Source organism: Streptomyces sp. NPDC048565 (genome assembly GCF_040650935.1).
Classification (GTDB): Bacteria; Actinomycetota; Actinomycetes; order Streptomycetales; family Streptomycetaceae; genus Streptomyces.
This window is the reverse complement of record NZ_JBEZIH010000003.1, coordinates 195,655-210,242: the sequence shown is the minus strand read 5'-3', so window position 1 is coordinate 210,242 and position 14,588 is coordinate 195,655. Positions and strand designations below refer to the sequence as shown.

Below are 14,588 nucleotides of genomic sequence, written 5' to 3'. Positions count from 1 at the left end.
GCGCGACTCACGTCCGCACGGGGCGGGCCAGGGCCCAGATGCCGTCCGGGGTGAGGTAGCGGTCGACGCCGAGCCCGGCTTCACCCAGATACGCCTCGAACTGCTCCACGGACAGCTGCCGCGACCGGAAGGTCTGGGTCCAGCGGGCGTCATCGAAGACGTACTCCGCGCGCACCTCGTCCACGCCGTCGCCGACGGGTTCCGCCGAGAGCATCCGGATGACGCAGCCCGCGGCCGTGTCCTCCCTCTCCCGGGGCAGATTCGAGTGGTAGTCGGCGCCCTCCCGCTGGATGAGGACGACCCCGTCGTCCTTCACATGCCTACGGCAGGTCGCCAGCAGTCCTTCCCTGACCCGGTGATCACTCGTGTGCACCAGGAACGACCCCAGCACCACGGCGTCGAACCGCTCCTCACCGAGATCCAGCGCCTCGATGGGGCTTCGGACCGTGCGGGCGCCGCCGACCCGCTCCAGCATCTGCGCCGACTCGTCCACCGCGGTCACGTCGAAGCCGAGCGCCACCAGGGGATGCGTCACCCGGCCCGCCCCACATCCCAGTTCGAGGACGCTCGCCCCCGGTGGCAGGACCGAGGCGATCACCTCGGGTTCGCTGCCGACGGACAGGCGGGCGTACAGCTCGACCGCACAGCCGTCCGGTGTGATCGCACCGGGTCCCGTCCCTGTGTGTCCCTCACGTACCAGTTGTCCGCTCATACCCGCCACAACGGACCGTCGCGCGGCGGCGTTCCCCGGCACCGCGTTCCCTCCGCGTTCCCGCGCACCGCGTTCCCGCGAAACCTCGTACGCCGGTTTTCCTACGACCCGGCACGGGGTCATGCTGGAGGGGAGAGGCGATGCCGATGCGTACCGGAAGTGAACCGTCCACCGCCCGCAGCGCCCTGCGGATGCGACTCTGGCTGAGTCTGTGGGGCATGGTCTGGGCCGTGGCCGGCCTGGTGGCCTTCGTGGTCACCGGGCGTGCCGGCTGGGCGACGGCCTGCGGTGTGCTGCTGGTCGTCGCGGTCACGGACCTCTGCTTCGTCGTCCGCCGGATCCGGCAGGGCTCGCGCTACCAGCCGGACCGCGACGTCCCCCCGTACGAACCCGGCCGGAGCCGGGGCCGGCGCTGAGCCGGGCCGCGCACCGTCAGGGGCGCTCGTCGAAGCGGGCCGCCCGCAGGTACTCCGGATTCGGGTCGAGCGCGGCGGCCAGCCTGAAGTGACGCGTGGCCTGTCCGGGGCGGTTGGCGCGCTGGAAGGTGCGGGCCAGGGCGAAGTGCGCGAAGGCGTTGTCCGGCTCACGCTCCAGGACCAGCTCGAATTCAAGCTCGGCCGGGCGCAGTTGGGCCCCGGCGAAGAAGGCCCTGGCGCGCAGCAGCCGGGCCGCGGTGTTCTCCGGGTGGGCGGCTATCACCGAGTCGAGCAGCTTGACCGCACCCCTCGGGTCACGCGCCGCGAGCAGCTGCTCCGCCGCGCGGAAGTCGATGACATGCGTTTCCGGGTTGTTCTCGGGCACGGACCTGTCCTTCCCCTCGCCTGCCGCTCTTCAACATCGGGCCCGGTGTGCGTATTCCGCCCCGGCGCCGGGTCAGCCGGCGGCGGCACGCGCGGTGAGCTCCGACCAGACCGTGCGGACCTGGGGTTCCAGGTCCTCCAGCGAGCCGTCGTTGTCGACGACGAGATCGGCGACGGCCAGCCGCTCCTCGCGGGTGGCCTGGGCCGCCATGCGGGCGCGGGCGTCGGACTCCGTCATCCCGCGCAGCCGTACGAGCCGGTCGAGCTGGGTGTCGGGCTTCGCGTCGACGACCACGACCAGGTCGTAGAGCGGGGCGAGGCCGTTCTCCGTGAGCAGCGGGACATCGTGGACGACGACCGCGCCTGGCCCCGCGGCCCGCTCCAGCTCCGCGGAACGGGCCCCGACCAACGGGTGCACGATGGCGTTGAGGGTGGCCAGGCGCGCGGGGTCGGCGAACACGATCGAACCGAGCGCCGGCCGGTCCAGGGAGCCGTCGGGGCGGAGGATTCCGGGACCGAAGGCCTCGACGACGGCGGTGAGCCCGGGGGTGCCGGGCTCGACGACCTCGCGGGCGATCCGGTCGGCATCGACGAGTACGGCTCCGTACCCCGCGAGCAGCCGTGACACTTCACTCTTGCCGGCGCCGATCCCGCCGGTCAGGCCCACTTTCAGCATGCGCCGAGCCTAGTGCCCGGACAGCCTCCGGCCGGAGGCTGCCTCAGGAATCGCCCTCACGTTCCGCGAGGAAGCGTTCGAATTCGCGGCCGATCTCGTCCGCCGACGGCAGGTCGGCGGGCTCAGCGACGAGGTTGCCCCGGGTCTCGGACCCGGCCACCGCGTCGTACTGATGCTCCAGCCCTTCGACCAGCGAGACGAGCTCCTCGTCGCCCTGGCCGACCTGGCGGTCGATCTCGGTCTGGGTGCGGTGCGCCTCCGTGCGCAGGGTGTGCGCGACCGACGGCAGGACCAGTCCGGTCGCCGCTGTGACCGCCTCCAGGGCGGTGAGCGCGGCGTCGGGGTAGGCGGACCTGGCGACGTAGTGCGGTACATGGGCTGCGACGCCCAGGACGTCGTGCCCGGCCTCCATCAGCCGGTGCTCCACGAGCGCCTCGGCGGAACCGGGGACCTGCGCCTCGTCGAAGGGGCTGCGGTGCCCGGGCATCAGGTCGGTGCGGTTTCCGTGCGGGGTGAGGCCGACGGGGCGGGTGTGCGGGACGCCCATGGGAATGCCGTGGACGCTGACCGCGAGACGCACGCCGAGCCGCTCCACGATCTGTTCCACGGCCGCGGCGAACCGCTCCCACTCGACGTCGGGCTCCGGCCCGCACAGGAGCAGGAAGGGGGCGCCCGTGGCGTCCTGGACGACCTTCACCTCCAGGGTCGGCGCCTCGAACGCCGTGTACCGGTCGCGCCTGAAGGTCAGCAGCGGGCGGCGCGCCCGGTAGTCGACGAGCCGGTCGTGGTCGAAGCGGACCACGCTCTGGTGCGGCAGTGTCTCGAGCAGGCCGTCGACGATCTGCTCGCCGGTCTCACCCGCGTCGATGTATCCGTCGAAGTGGTAGAGCATGACCAGGCCGGCCGACTCCTGGGCCAGCGCCATGTCGACGACGGCCAGGCCCTTCGGCTCCCATTCGTACAAACTCTGCGGATCAGGCACGGTTACCGCTCCTCCTCGTGTTCCTGGACAAGAACGCCCCGCCCGGCCACGGCATTCCCGCCCGCGCCTGATTCACTCGCCGGTCATGCCGGCACGCGGCTGTGCAGCGCCGTGACCGCCTTCCGCGCCGAGGTGAACGCCCCGTGCTGCCAGGCGTCGGTGTGGCTGAGATGGTCGCCGGCGAAGTACGCATGTCCGGCAGCGGTGTTGAGCGGCGCGGAGGCGGCGGCGTCGGGCCCGCCGTACAGCGAGTGCCAGGACGATCCTGGCAAGCGGGTGTTACGAGCCGTCAGCCACTCGTGTATGCCATACGTTTCCTCTGCCCGGTGGCGATGCCCCGGGCTTCCGTGTCCGGACATGGGTGAGGCCCGCCCCCCGGAGGGGACGGGCCTCACCTACAGCTCCACAGCTACCGCTGTCGATGAGCGGCTGGGGTCAGAGCGTCAGCTCTGGCCACCGGCCAGCTTCTCGCGCAGGGCGGCCAGGGCCTCGTCCGACGCCAGGGCGCCGGAGTTGTCCGTCGACTCCGAGGAGTACGAACCGCCGCCGCCACCACTGCCGCCGGAGGCAGCCGGGGCAGCAGCGCCGGCCGGGGCAGCAGCGCCCTCGGCAGCGGCAGCCTCGTCGGCCTCGCGGGACTTGATGACCTGAGCCTGGTGCTGCTCGAAGCGCTGCTGCGCCTCGGCGTACTGCGTCTCCCAGACCTCGCGCTGAGCCTCGAAGCCCTCGAGCCAGTCGTTGGTCTCGGGGTCGAAGCCCTCGGGGTAGATGTAGTTGCCCTGGTCGTCGTACGACGCGGCCATGCCGTACAGCGTCGGGTCGAACTCGACCGAGGCCGGGTCGCCACCGAACGCCTCGTTGGCCTGCTTCAGCGAGAGGCTGATGCGACGGCGCTCGAGGTCGATGTCGATGACCTTGACGAAGATCTCGTCGTTGACCTGGACGACCTGCTCCGGGATCTCCACGTGGCGCTCGGCCAGCTCGGAGATGTGGACCAGGCCCTCGATGCCCTCGTCGACGCGCACGAACGCACCGAACGGAACGAGCTTGGTGACCTTACCGGGAACGACCTGCCCGATCTGGTGCGTACGGGCGAACTGCTGCCACGGGTCTTCCTGCGTCGCCTTGAGCGACAGCGACACGCGCTCGCGGTCCATGTCGACGTCGAGGACCTCGACGGTGACTTCCTGGCCGACCTCGACAACCTCGGAGGGGTGGTCGATGTGCTTCCAGGAGAGCTCGGAGACGTGCACGAGACCGTCGACGCCACCCAGGTCCACGAAGGCACCGAAGTTGACGATGGAGGAGACGACGCCGGAGCGGACCTGACCCTTCTGCAGGGTCGTGAGGAACGTCTGGCGGACCTCGGACTGCGTCTGCTCGAGCCAGGCACGGCGGGACAGGACCACGTTGTTGCGGTTCTTGTCCAGCTCGATGATCTTGGCCTCGAGCTCCTTGCCCACGTAGGGCTGGAGGTCGCGGACACGACGCATCTCGACGAGCGACGCCGGGAGGAAGCCACGGAGGCCGATGTCGAGGATGAGACCACCCTTGACGACCTCGATGACGGTACCCGTGACGATGCCGTCTTCTTCCTTGATCTTCTCGATGGTGCCCCAGGCACGCTCGTACTGGGCGCGCTTCTTCGAGAGGATCAGGCGGCCTTCCTTGTCCTCCTTCTGGAGAACAAGGGCCTCGATCTCGTCGCCGACCTTGACGACCTCGTTCGGGTCGACGTCGTGCTTGATCGAGAGCTCGCGGCTCGGGATGACGCCTTCGGTCTTGTAACCGATGTCGAGGAGAACCTCGTCCCGGTCAACCTTGACGATGACGCCGTCAACGATGTCGCCGTCGTTGAAGTACTTGATCGTCTCGTCGATCGCCGCGAGGAACGCGTCCGCGTCGCCGATGTCGTTGACCGCAACCTGCGGAGTGGTGGCGGTGGTCTCGGTGCTGCTCGTCATGTGGGAAAGGGCTCCGGTACGGACAGTGAGTCGTAGGTACTGCTACGCCGAGAGCCCGTATCGCCTCTGCAGAAGCCGGACAGCCTGGAAAGCACCGATCCGTCATCCGGAGGGGCGCCTCGACAACCGAGGGGACATGCAACAGAGCGAGCGCGGCCTGCTAGGTCTGAAGCGCGCAGGCTCGCAGCGCAACTTGTAGCATACGGGGGCAGCCGGACAGGGTCAATGCGCGAAGGCGCACACCCGGGGCACAACGCCCCAATCCCGGCACGACTCACGTTCGCCGAGGCCACATGGGTGTGTCGCGCGCACACGGGCGTACTCACCCGTACGGCCCGGGAGGCACCCGCGTGCAGCGGGTGAAGGCAAACTACAACGACGGGCACGATGAGCCAAGAGACCTACGAGTCCGAACCTGAAGCGACCCGGCGTGCGGCCGGTGAGGCGGAGAGCAGCCGGGCGAGCCGCGGCTGGTGGGACCGAAACGCCGACGAGTACCAGAGCGACCACGGGGCGTTCCTCGGGGACGACCGCTTCATCTGGGGTCCGGAGGGGCTGGACGAGGCCGGGGCCGCCCTGCTGGGCCCGGCGGAGGACCTGAAGGGCCTGGACGTCCTGGAGATCGGGGCCGGCGCCGCGCAGTGCTCGCGCTGGCTGGCCGCCCGGGGCGCACGCCCGGTGGCCCTCGACCTCTCCCACCGCCAGCTCCAGCACGCCCTGCGGATCGGCGGTGGTGTTCCCCTCGTCGAGGCGGACGCCGGGCGGCTCCCCTTCCGGGACGGCTCCTTCGACCTGGCCTGTTCCGCCTACGGCGCGGTGCCCTTCGTCGCCGACCCGGTCCAGGTGTTCCGCGAGGTGCACCGGGTGCTGCGGCCCGGGGGCCGCTGGGTCTTCTCGGTGACGCACCCGATCCGCTGGGCGTTCCCCGACGAGCCGGGCCCCGAGGGCCTCTCCGTCTCCGCCTCCTACTTCGACCGCGTGCCCTACGTGGAACAGGACGAGGGCGGCGACGCGGTGTACGTGGAGCATCACAGGACGCTGGGCGACCGCGTGCGGGACGTGGTGGCGGGCGGCTTCCGGCTGGTCGACCTCGTGGAGCCGGAGTGGCCGGACTGGAACAGCCAGGAGTGGGGAGGCTGGTCCCCGCTGCGCGGCCACCTGATCCCCGGGACGGCGATCTTCGTCTGCGAGCGGGACTGAGGCACCGGCCGGTGCGGGGTGCGGGCGCCCGGCACCGGCCGGTGCGGGGTGCGGGCGCCGGCCGTACGAGACTGAGGGCGTGATCCGTACCGACGCCCTGGACCAGTTGCCCGTACGCACCGCTGTGCCCGCCCTGGAGCGCGCACTCGACGAGCGCGGTACCGCGGTGCTGTGCGCGCCGCCCGGGACCGGCAAGACGACCCTCGTGCCTCTGGTGCTCGCCGGGCTGACCGGCGGCGGCCCGGCGCGCCGGGTGCTCGTCGCCGAGCCGCGCCGGATCGCGGCCCGCGCCGCCGCGCGGCGGATGGCGTGGCTGCTCGGGGAGCGGACCGGTGGCCGGGTCGGGTTCACGGTGCGCGGCGAGCGTGAGGTGGGGCCCGACACGGTGGTGGAGGTCGTGACCACCGGGGTGCTGCTCCAGCGGCTCCAGCGCGACCAGGAGCTGGCCGGGACCGACGTCGTGATCATCGACGAGTGCCACGAGCGTCATCTGGACGCGGACACCGCCGCCGCCTTCCTCCTGGACGTACGGGGGACGATCAGGCCCGATCTGCGGCTGGTGGCGGCATCCGCGACGACGGACGCGGCGGGCTGGGCGCGGCTGCTGGGCGATGCCCCGGTGGTCGAGGCGCAGGGTGTCTCGCATCCGGTCGAGGTCGTGTGGGCGCCGCCCGCAGGCCCTGTCCGGCCGCCGCACGGCATGAGGGTGGACCCGGCGCTGCTGACGCATGTGGCAGCGGTGGTGCGCCGTGCGCTCGCCGAGCGCGACGGTGACGTCCTGTGCTTCCTGCCCGGCGTCGGCGAGATCGGCCGGGTGGCCGGACAGCTCCAGGGCATCGGCGCGGAGGTGCTCCAGGTGCACGGGCGCGCACCGGCCGCGGTGCAGGACGCGGTGCTGGCCGGGGCGTCGGGCGGGCGCCGGGTGGTGCTCGCGACGTCGGTTGCGGAGTCGTCCCTGACGGTGCCCGGCGTACGGGTCGTGGTGGATTCAGGCCTCGCCAGGGAGCCGCGTACCGACCACGCGCGCGGTCTTGCCGCCCTGACGACCGTACGGGCGTCGAGGGCTGCGGGGCGCCAGCGCGCGGGCCGTGCGGGGCGTGAGGCCCCGGGCGCGGTGTACCGCTGCTGGGAGGAGGCCGAGGACGGGCGCCTCGCCGCGTTCCCCTCCCCCGAGATCAGGGTGGCCGACCTCGCGGCGTTCGCGCTGCAGGCCGCGTGCTGGGGCGATCCGGACGCCTCGGGGCTCGCGCTCCTGGACCCGCCGCCCGCCGGCGCCATGGGCGCGGCCCGGGAGGTACTGACGGCGGTCGGCGCGGTGGACGGGGCGGGGCGCGCGACGGACCGGGGCGTACGGATGTCCCGGCTCGGTCTGCACCCCCGCCTGGCCCGTGCCCTCCTGGACGGCGCGGACGAGGTCGGCGGGCGGCGGGCCGCGGAGGTGGTGGCGCTGATCGGCGAGGAGCCGCCACGGGATTACGGCGACGACCTGGCGCACGCGCTGCGTACGGCTCGGCGCGGCGGTGACGGTTACGCGGCGCGCTGGCGGCAGGAGGTGCGGCGGCTCTCCCGGGCGCTCGGCTCCACGAGGGACGGCGGCGGCACGGGCAGCGGCACGGGCCCGGACGACGCGGCTGTGGGGCTTGTGGCGGCGCTGGCGTTCCCTGAGCGGGTGGCGCGGGCCAGGGGCGAGGGGGCGTTCCTCATGGTGTCGGGCACGGGCGCCGAGCTGCGGGAGGGCTCACGGCTGCGCAGCGCGCCGTGGCTCGCGGTCGCGGTCGCCGACCGGCCCGCCCATGCCGCGTCCGCCCGGGTGCGGCTGGCGGCCGTCGTCGACGAGGACACGGCACGGCTGGCCGCCGGGCATCTGGCGTTCTCCGGCGATGAGGTCCGGTGGGCCGGCGGCGATGTGGTGGCCCGTTCCGTGGAGCGCCTCGGGGCCGTCGAGCTGTCGGTGCGCGCGCTGCGGCGGCCGGCCCCCGAGCTGGTGCGCGGGGCGTTGCTGGAAGGGCTGCGCCGCGAGGGGCCCGGGCTGCTGCGATGGACCCGGGACAGCGAACAGCTGCGGCTGCGGCTCGCGTTCCTGCACCGGGTGCTGGGGGCGCCGTGGCCCGACGTCTCGGACGACGCGCTGCTGGCCCGCGCCGACGAGTGGCTGGAGCCCGAGCTGTCACGCGCCGGCCGCCGCGCGGATCTGGCCAGGATCGACGCGGGGCAGGCGGTGCGGCGGCTGCTGCCGTGGGCGACGGGCGACGCGGCCCGGCTCGACGAGCTCGCCCCGGAGCGGATCGAGGTGCCGAGCGGGTCGAGGGTCCGGGTGGACTACGGCGGCGAGCAGCCCGTGCTCGCGGTGAAGCTCCAGGAGCTCTTCGGGCTGACCGAGACGCCCCGGGTCGCGGGGGTGCCCGTCCTGGTCCACCTGCTGTCCCCCGCCGGGCGCCCGGCGGCGGTGACAGCGGACCTGGCGTCGTTCTGGCGGGACGGGTACCGGGGCGTACGCGCGGAACTGCGCGGCCGCTACCCGAAGCACCCGTGGCCCGACGACCCGACGACGACGCGGGCGACCCGCTTCACCTCGGCGCGGCTGCGCCGCGACCCAGGCCGTCCGTAACTGCCGCGACCGAGGCCGTCGGTGGCTACTCGGCCTCGGGCGCCTGGATCTTCAGCTCGATGGTCAGGGTGGCTCCGCCCGCGGTGGTGAGACGCAGCGTGTAGGTGCCCTCCGTGTCATCGGCGTAGATCTTCGGGAGCTTCAGGAGCCCGTCGTCGCCCGTCGTCAGGTCCAGGGTGCGGACCGGCTCGCCGTTCTCGTCCTCGAAGTACGGGCCCTTGTCGTTCTCGGCGGGCTTCTCCGCATCGGTGATCATCGTGGCGGTGACGGCCGTGTCCGCCACCCCCGCGTCCTTGTACGTCGTCCTGACCTCGACCCGGTCGGCGAACTCGGCGCCGGGGACGGCCGTGAGGTCCTTGTCGTCGGTCCGGGCGATGGTGTCCGCCACCCGGGCCGTGACGCTCGCCTCGTAGGTCAGGGTGCGCGGCTCGGTGGTGCCGGCGACGGCCGTCACCTTGAAGTCGCCCGTCTTCTCACCGGCTGTCAGGACGGGGGCGGTGACGGTCCCGTCGGCTCCGGTCCTGAGGGTCACGGTGCTCTTGCCCCCGGTGAAACGGGTGTCCGTCCCGCCTACGACGGTGAAGGTGACGGGGGTCTTGGCGAGCGGGTCACCGAGCGTGTTCTTCGCCCGGACCGTGACGCGCTCGGTGAACGCCTCGCCGGCCGTGGCAGTGAGGGTGCCGGTGCCCGCGTTCTCCAGGGTGGCGAAGGTCTCGGCGGGATCGGGCGTGGTCGGGGGTGTGGTGGGCGGCGTCGTCGGCTCGGTGGGCGGCGGCGTCGTGGACGGCGGAGTGGCCGGCTCGGTGGTCGCCGGCGGCGTGGGCGACGACGAGCTGCCCGGCGTGGGGGTCCCGCTGGGGGTGGGCGACGGGGAGGACGTGCCGCCGCTGCCCGTGCCGCCCGTGCCGGCCGGGAGGACGCCGGTGCCGTCCGGAACCTCGTGGGTGCCGCGCTTGTAGTAGTCGAACCAGGAGCGCACCGTGCGCAGATACTCCGTCGAGTGGTTGTAGCTCAGCACCGCCCCGTCGAGGTCGGTGGCGAGCGACAGGTCGCGCTCACCGGCGCAGAGGTAGCGCCCGGCGGCCAGCGACGCGTCGTAGACGTTGTTGGGGTCCTTGCGCCCGTCGCCGTTGCCGTCCTGGCCCCAGGTCGCCCAGGTGGAGGGGATGAACTGCATCGGGCCGACCGCGCGGTCATGGGTCGCGTCGCCGTCGTACGCCCCGCCGTCGGTGTCCTTGATCAGGGCGAAGCCCTGGCCGTTGAGCACCGGGCCGAGGATCGGGGTCAGGGTCGTGCCGTTCGCGTCGACCTTCCCGCCGCGGGCCTGGCCGGACTCGACCTTGCCGATCGCCGCGAGGAGTTGCCACGGCAGTCGGCACGCGGCGTCGGTGCGCGCGAGGTCCTGCTCGGCCTTCTTGTACGCGGCCAGGACGGAGGCGGGTATGCCCGCCTCGGCGCTGCCGGTCACCGGCAGATCCACCGACGTGCCGGGCTTGTCGGGGGTGTCGAGCGGCGGAAGGTCCGTGTAGTACGGCGAGTTGCCCGTGGCCGCGCTGTCGTCGGTCGTGGTCCCGCCGGCCGCCGTCCGGTCGTCCGCGGCACTGCCGGCCTGGGGTGTGGCGGGAGCCTGGGAGGCGGAGAGTGCGGCTACGGCAGCGGCTGCCACCGCCGTTGTGGTGGCCCCCCTGCGCAGTCTGCGGCCGAATTGCGCTGCCATGCGATCTGGTCCCTCCCCGTCGACGGCTGTCCGCGCTCCCCGCGCGAGGACTCAGGCGACCCTACGACAACTCCCGGCGCCCGGACATGGCCCCGACGGGTTCTCACGCCTTTCTCAGCTTCCCGGCTGTCACCCCATCAGGAGCCCACGGCGGGTGACGCGGCCTCACGCATACTTGCCGCCATGCCGTTCACCCTCAGCCACGCCGCAGCCGTGCTCCCGGCAATCCGCAGGTCCGGTGCGGGCCGTGGGCCGCTCATCGCCTCGGCGCTGGTCGCCGGATCGTTCGCACCGGACACCACCTACTACGCGGACACGGTCGTGCCGGGAGCCATGGAGTTCGGCGAGGTGACACACGCCGTGTGGGGAGTGTTCACCGTGGATGTCCTCATCACCGGGGCCCTGGTGGCACTGTGGCTGATGCTGCGCGAACCCCTCGTGGCATTGCTGCCGTGGGCCGCGCAGGGGCGTGTGCACAGTTTCGTACGGGGCCGGCGCCGTGAGCCGGGCGGCCTTGCCCTCTCCGAGACGGCGTGGTTCGCCCTGTCCGCCGTCATCGGATCGGGAACCCATGTCGTGTGGGACGCCTTCACCCACCACGGCCGGTGGGGCACCGAGCTGATCCCCGTCCTCGGCCGGAGCGTCGGTGGCCACCCGGTGTTCCAGATCGCCCAGTACGGCACGTCGGCCGTGGCCCTGGTCGTCATGGGGTGGTTCATGTACACGGGTCTGCGGCGCACCGGGCCTGCCCCGGTCCCGGAGTCCGTGCCGGTGCTGGGACGGGCCGGACGCCGATGGGCCGGTGCGCTCCTCGCGCTGTGCCTGCTGCTGGGCGTCGTCCACCGATGCGCCCGTTGGTACGCCTACTTCGGGCACATCGACACGCCCCTCGACATCATCCCGACCGCGTGCTTCGGCGCCGGCGCGGGCCTGGCGGCCGGCCTGGTGCTCTACGGGGCGTGGATGCGGCTGCGGCGTAACCCGTCAGAGCCTCGGCCCACCGCGCCGGAGGGGCCCCGGCCGCCGGAAGGGCCCCGTGCGGACACCGCACGGACCCGCCCGGCCGGCCGGGACGCCGGCTGACCCGCTCCTGAAGGGCGGGGCCTCAGTGCGCGGCCGTCTCCCAGTCCGCACCGACACCCACCGAGACGTCCAGCGGCGCACGGAGCTCGACCGCCGTGGACATCTCCCGGCGCAGGATCTCCTCGACCTGCTCCCGCTCGCCCTCGGCGATCTCCAGAACGATTTCGTCGTGGACCTGGAGCAGCATCCGTGACGTCAGCCGCGCCTGCCTCAACGCCCGGTCCACATGCAGCATCGCGACCTTCACGATGTCGGCGGCCGTCCCCTGGATCGGAGCGTTGAGCGCCATCCGCTCGGCGGCCTCGCGCCTCTGCCGGTTGTCGCTGTTCAGGTCCGGGAGATAGCGGCGGCGGCCGAGGATCGTCTCCGTGTACCCGGTGGACCTGGCCTCCTCGACGACCCGGTGGAGATAGTCACGCACCCCGCCGAACCGCAGGAAGTAGGTGTCCATCAGCCCGCGCGCCTCGCCGGCCTCGATGTTCAGCTGCTGGGAGAGGCCGAACGCGGACAGCCCGTAGGCCAGGCCGTACGACATGGCCTTGATCTTGCGGCGCATCTCCGCGTCCACGGCGGACTTCTCGACGCCGAACACCTGCGAGGCGACCGTCGTGTGCAGGTCCTCCCCCGAGGTGAACGCCTCGATCAGACCGGCGTCCTCGGAGAGGTGCGCCATCACCCGCAGCTCGATCTGGCTGTAGTCGGCCGTCATCAGCGTCTCGAAGCCCTCGCCGACGACGAACCCCCGGCGGATCGCCCGCCCCTCGTCCGTGCGGACGGGGATGTTCTGCAGATTGGGGTCGGTGGAGGAGAGCCGGCCCGTCGCCGCGACCGTCTGGTTGAACGTGGTGTGGATCCGGCCGTCGGCACCGATCGTCTTGATCAGTCCCTCCACCGTGACCCGCAGCTTCGCCTGCTCCCGGTGGCGCAGCATGATGACCGGCAGCTCGTGCTCGGTCTGCGCCGCCAGCCAAGCCAGCGCGTCCGCGTCGGTGGTGTAGCCCGTCTTCGTCTTCTTCGTCTTCGGCAGCGCCAGCTCACCGAAGAGCACCTCCTGGAGCTGCTTGGGCGAGCCGAGGTTGAACTCACGGCCCACCGCGGCGTGCGCCTCCTTCACCGCCTGCTGCACCGCTCCGGCGAACTGCTGCTCCATGCTCTCCAGATGCGCCCGGTCGGCGGCGATGCCGTGCCGCTCCAGCCCGGCCAGCATGATCGAGGTGGGCAGCTCCATGTCGTGCAGCAGCCCGGTGGCGCCGACCTCCTTCAGGCGCGCGGTGAACGCGTCCCCGAGGTCCAGCACCGCACGGGCCTGCGCCATCAGGGCGTCGGCCTCCGCGCGGTCCTCCGCGCCGAAGGCCAGCTGTCCGTCGGACGCGGGGGCCGGGGCAAGCTCACGGCCGAGATACTCCACGGCCAGTGCGTCCAGGGCGAAGGAACGACGGCCCGGCTTGACGAGATAGGCGGCGAGCGCCGTGTCCATGGTGATGCCCTCGAGACGCCAGCCCTGCTCGGGCAGGACCCGCAGGGCGTTCTTGGCGTTGTGCAGGACCTTGGGGCGCTCCGGGTCCGCGAGCCATGCGGCGAGTGCACGCTCGTCGGCCTCGTCGAGCTCGGCAGGGTCCAGCCAGGCGGCGGCACCGCCGGCAGCGGCGAGCGCGATCTCCGTGACCGTGCCGACGCCCAGCGACCAGGTGTCGACGGTCATCACACCGAGCGGCTGTCCGCCGTGGGCCTCCAGCCAGGGGGCGACCTCGCCCGCGCCCAGCACCGCGCCGTCCAGCTCGACACCGGCCGCGGGCTCCGGCGGGCCGGCCTCCTCGGCACCCGGATCGACGGCCAGCAGCCGCTCGCGCAGGCTCGGGTTACGGATCTCCAGGATGTCCAGCACCCCCGTGACCGCCGTGCGGTCGTACGGGGCGCGCTCCAGCTCGGCCGGGACCTTCGGCAGCTCCACGTCACGGACCATCTCGGTCAGCACACGGTTCATCTTCACCGCGTCCAGGTGGTCCCGGAAATTCTGGCCCGCCTTGCCCTTGACCTCGTCGGCCCGCCCGATCAGCTCGTCGAACGAACCGAACTGGTTGATCCACTTCGCCGCCGTCTTCTCACCCACACCGGGGATCCCCGGAAGGTTGTCCGACGGGTCGCCCCGCAGCGCGGCGAAGTCCGGATACTGGGCGGGCGTGAGCCCGTACTTCTCCTGGACCTTCTCCGGGGTGAAACGCGTCAGCTCCGAGACGCCCTTCGTCGGATAGAGGACCGTCACCCGGTCCGTGATCAGCTGGAACGAGTCCCGGTCACCCGTGACGATCAGCACCTCGAAGCCCGCCGCCTCGGCCTGCGTGGCCAGCGTCGCGATGACGTCGTCGGCCTCGAAGCCGTCCACCGCGAACCGGTCCGCGTGCATCGCGTCCAGAAGCTCGCCGATCAGCTCGACCTGCCCCTTGAACTCGTCGGGGGTCTTGGAACGATTCGCCTTGTACTCAGGGAACTCCTGCGCACGCCAGGTCTTGCGGGACACGTCGAACGCCACCGCGAAATGCGTGGGCGCCTCGTCGCGCAGCGTGTTCGCCAGCATCGACATGAAGCCGTACACGGCATTCGTCGGCTGCCCCGTCGCCGTCGTGAAATTCTCCGCGGGCAGGGCGAAGAACGCCCGGTACGCCAGGGAGTGCCCGTCCATCAGGAGCAGGCGCGGTCGGTTGTCTGCCGTCTTCTTCGATGCCGTCTCAGCCACGCCCCCGATCCTGCCACGGACCACTGACAATCCGGGACCGTCCGCCGGCCTCGGGGCCCGCGCTCCACCCCGGCACCGGCCGCGCTCCACCCCCGCCCCTTCACCACGCCCC

The 14,588-nt window shown here is 72.2% G+C and carries 11 protein-coding genes and 1 pseudogene; 4 read left to right on the top strand and 8 right to left on the bottom strand.

Annotated features, from left to right (window positions below):
• Positions 1–7 precede the first annotated feature (7 nt).
• A complete protein-coding gene (locus AB0C75_RS05305; RefSeq protein WP_362887261.1) occupies positions 8–712 on the bottom strand; it encodes a class I SAM-dependent methyltransferase in 705 nt (234 codons plus the stop codon).
• Positions 713–858: 146 nt separating this feature from the next.
• Here AB0C75_RS05305 and AB0C75_RS05300 point away from each other — a divergent pair, with 146 nt between their 5' ends.
• Positions 859–1,128 (top strand): DUF6343 family protein, encoded by a 270-nt coding sequence (locus AB0C75_RS05300; protein WP_362887609.1) that lies wholly within the window; start codon positions 859–861, stop codon positions 1,126–1,128.
• A gap of 16 nt (positions 1,129–1,144) precedes the next feature.
• On the opposite strand, the gene AB0C75_RS05295 is transcribed toward AB0C75_RS05300, so the two are convergent.
• The 5 genes and pseudogenes from AB0C75_RS05295 to rpsA all read right to left on the bottom strand — a co-directional run bounded on the left by AB0C75_RS05295 (position 1,145) and on the right by rpsA (position 5,134).
• Positions 1,145–1,513: a tetratricopeptide repeat protein gene (locus AB0C75_RS05295; protein ID WP_362887259.1), complete on the bottom strand. Its 369-nt coding sequence runs from the start codon at positions 1,511–1,513 to the stop codon at positions 1,145–1,147.
• Between the two features lie 72 nt (positions 1,514–1,585).
• Positions 1,586–2,188 carry a dephospho-CoA kinase gene (coaE, locus tag AB0C75_RS05290; RefSeq protein WP_362887257.1) on the bottom strand — a complete coding sequence of 201 codons (603 nt, stop codon included), beginning with the start codon at positions 2,186–2,188 and terminating at the stop codon, positions 1,586–1,588.
• 43 nt (positions 2,189–2,231) lie between these two features.
• Entirely contained in the window at positions 2,232–3,170 is a 939-nt protein-coding gene (locus AB0C75_RS05285; RefSeq protein ID WP_362887255.1) for a PAC2 family protein, read from the bottom strand.
• Between the two features lie 83 nt (positions 3,171–3,253).
• Positions 3,254–3,433 (bottom strand): annotated as a pseudogene (locus AB0C75_RS05280) (amino acid oxidase); the annotation flags it as partial.
• Positions 3,434–3,613: 180 nt separating this feature from the next.
• A complete protein-coding gene (rpsA, locus tag AB0C75_RS05275; RefSeq protein ID WP_362887253.1) occupies positions 3,614–5,134 on the bottom strand; it encodes a 30S ribosomal protein S1 in 1,521 nt (506 codons plus the stop codon).
• 387 nt (positions 5,135–5,521) lie between these two features.
• Here rpsA and AB0C75_RS05270 point away from each other — a divergent pair, with 387 nt between their 5' ends.
• Together AB0C75_RS05270 and hrpB are read left to right on the top strand one after the other, a co-directional pair.
• A complete protein-coding gene (locus AB0C75_RS05270) occupies positions 5,522–6,334 on the top strand; it encodes a class I SAM-dependent methyltransferase (protein ID WP_362887251.1) in 813 nt (270 codons plus the stop codon).
• Positions 6,335–6,413: 79 nt separating this feature from the next.
• The gene (hrpB, locus tag AB0C75_RS05265) at positions 6,414–8,942 is read left to right on the top strand and encodes an ATP-dependent helicase HrpB (RefSeq protein ID WP_362887249.1); all 2,529 of its coding nucleotides are present in this window, start codon (positions 6,414–6,416) and stop codon (positions 8,940–8,942) included.
• 25 nt (positions 8,943–8,967) lie between these two features.
• On the opposite strand, the gene AB0C75_RS05260 is transcribed toward hrpB, so the two are convergent.
• Positions 8,968–10,659, bottom strand: a complete 1,692-nt coding sequence (locus AB0C75_RS05260; protein WP_362887247.1) for a lytic transglycosylase domain-containing protein — start codon at positions 10,657–10,659, stop codon at positions 8,968–8,970.
• Positions 10,660–10,842: 183 nt separating this feature from the next.
• On the opposite strand from AB0C75_RS05260, the gene AB0C75_RS05255 reads away from it, so the two are divergent.
• Positions 10,843–11,742: a DUF4184 family protein gene (locus tag AB0C75_RS05255; RefSeq protein ID WP_362887245.1), complete on the top strand. Its 900-nt coding sequence runs from the start codon at positions 10,843–10,845 to the stop codon at positions 11,740–11,742.
• 22 nt (positions 11,743–11,764) lie between these two features.
• Here AB0C75_RS05255 and polA read toward each other — a convergent pair whose 3' ends face one another.
• Positions 11,765–14,476 carry a DNA polymerase I gene (polA, locus tag AB0C75_RS05250; protein WP_362887243.1) on the bottom strand — a complete coding sequence of 904 codons (2,712 nt, stop codon included), beginning with the start codon at positions 14,474–14,476 and terminating at the stop codon, positions 11,765–11,767.
• Between the last annotated feature and the right edge of the window lie 112 nt (positions 14,477–14,588).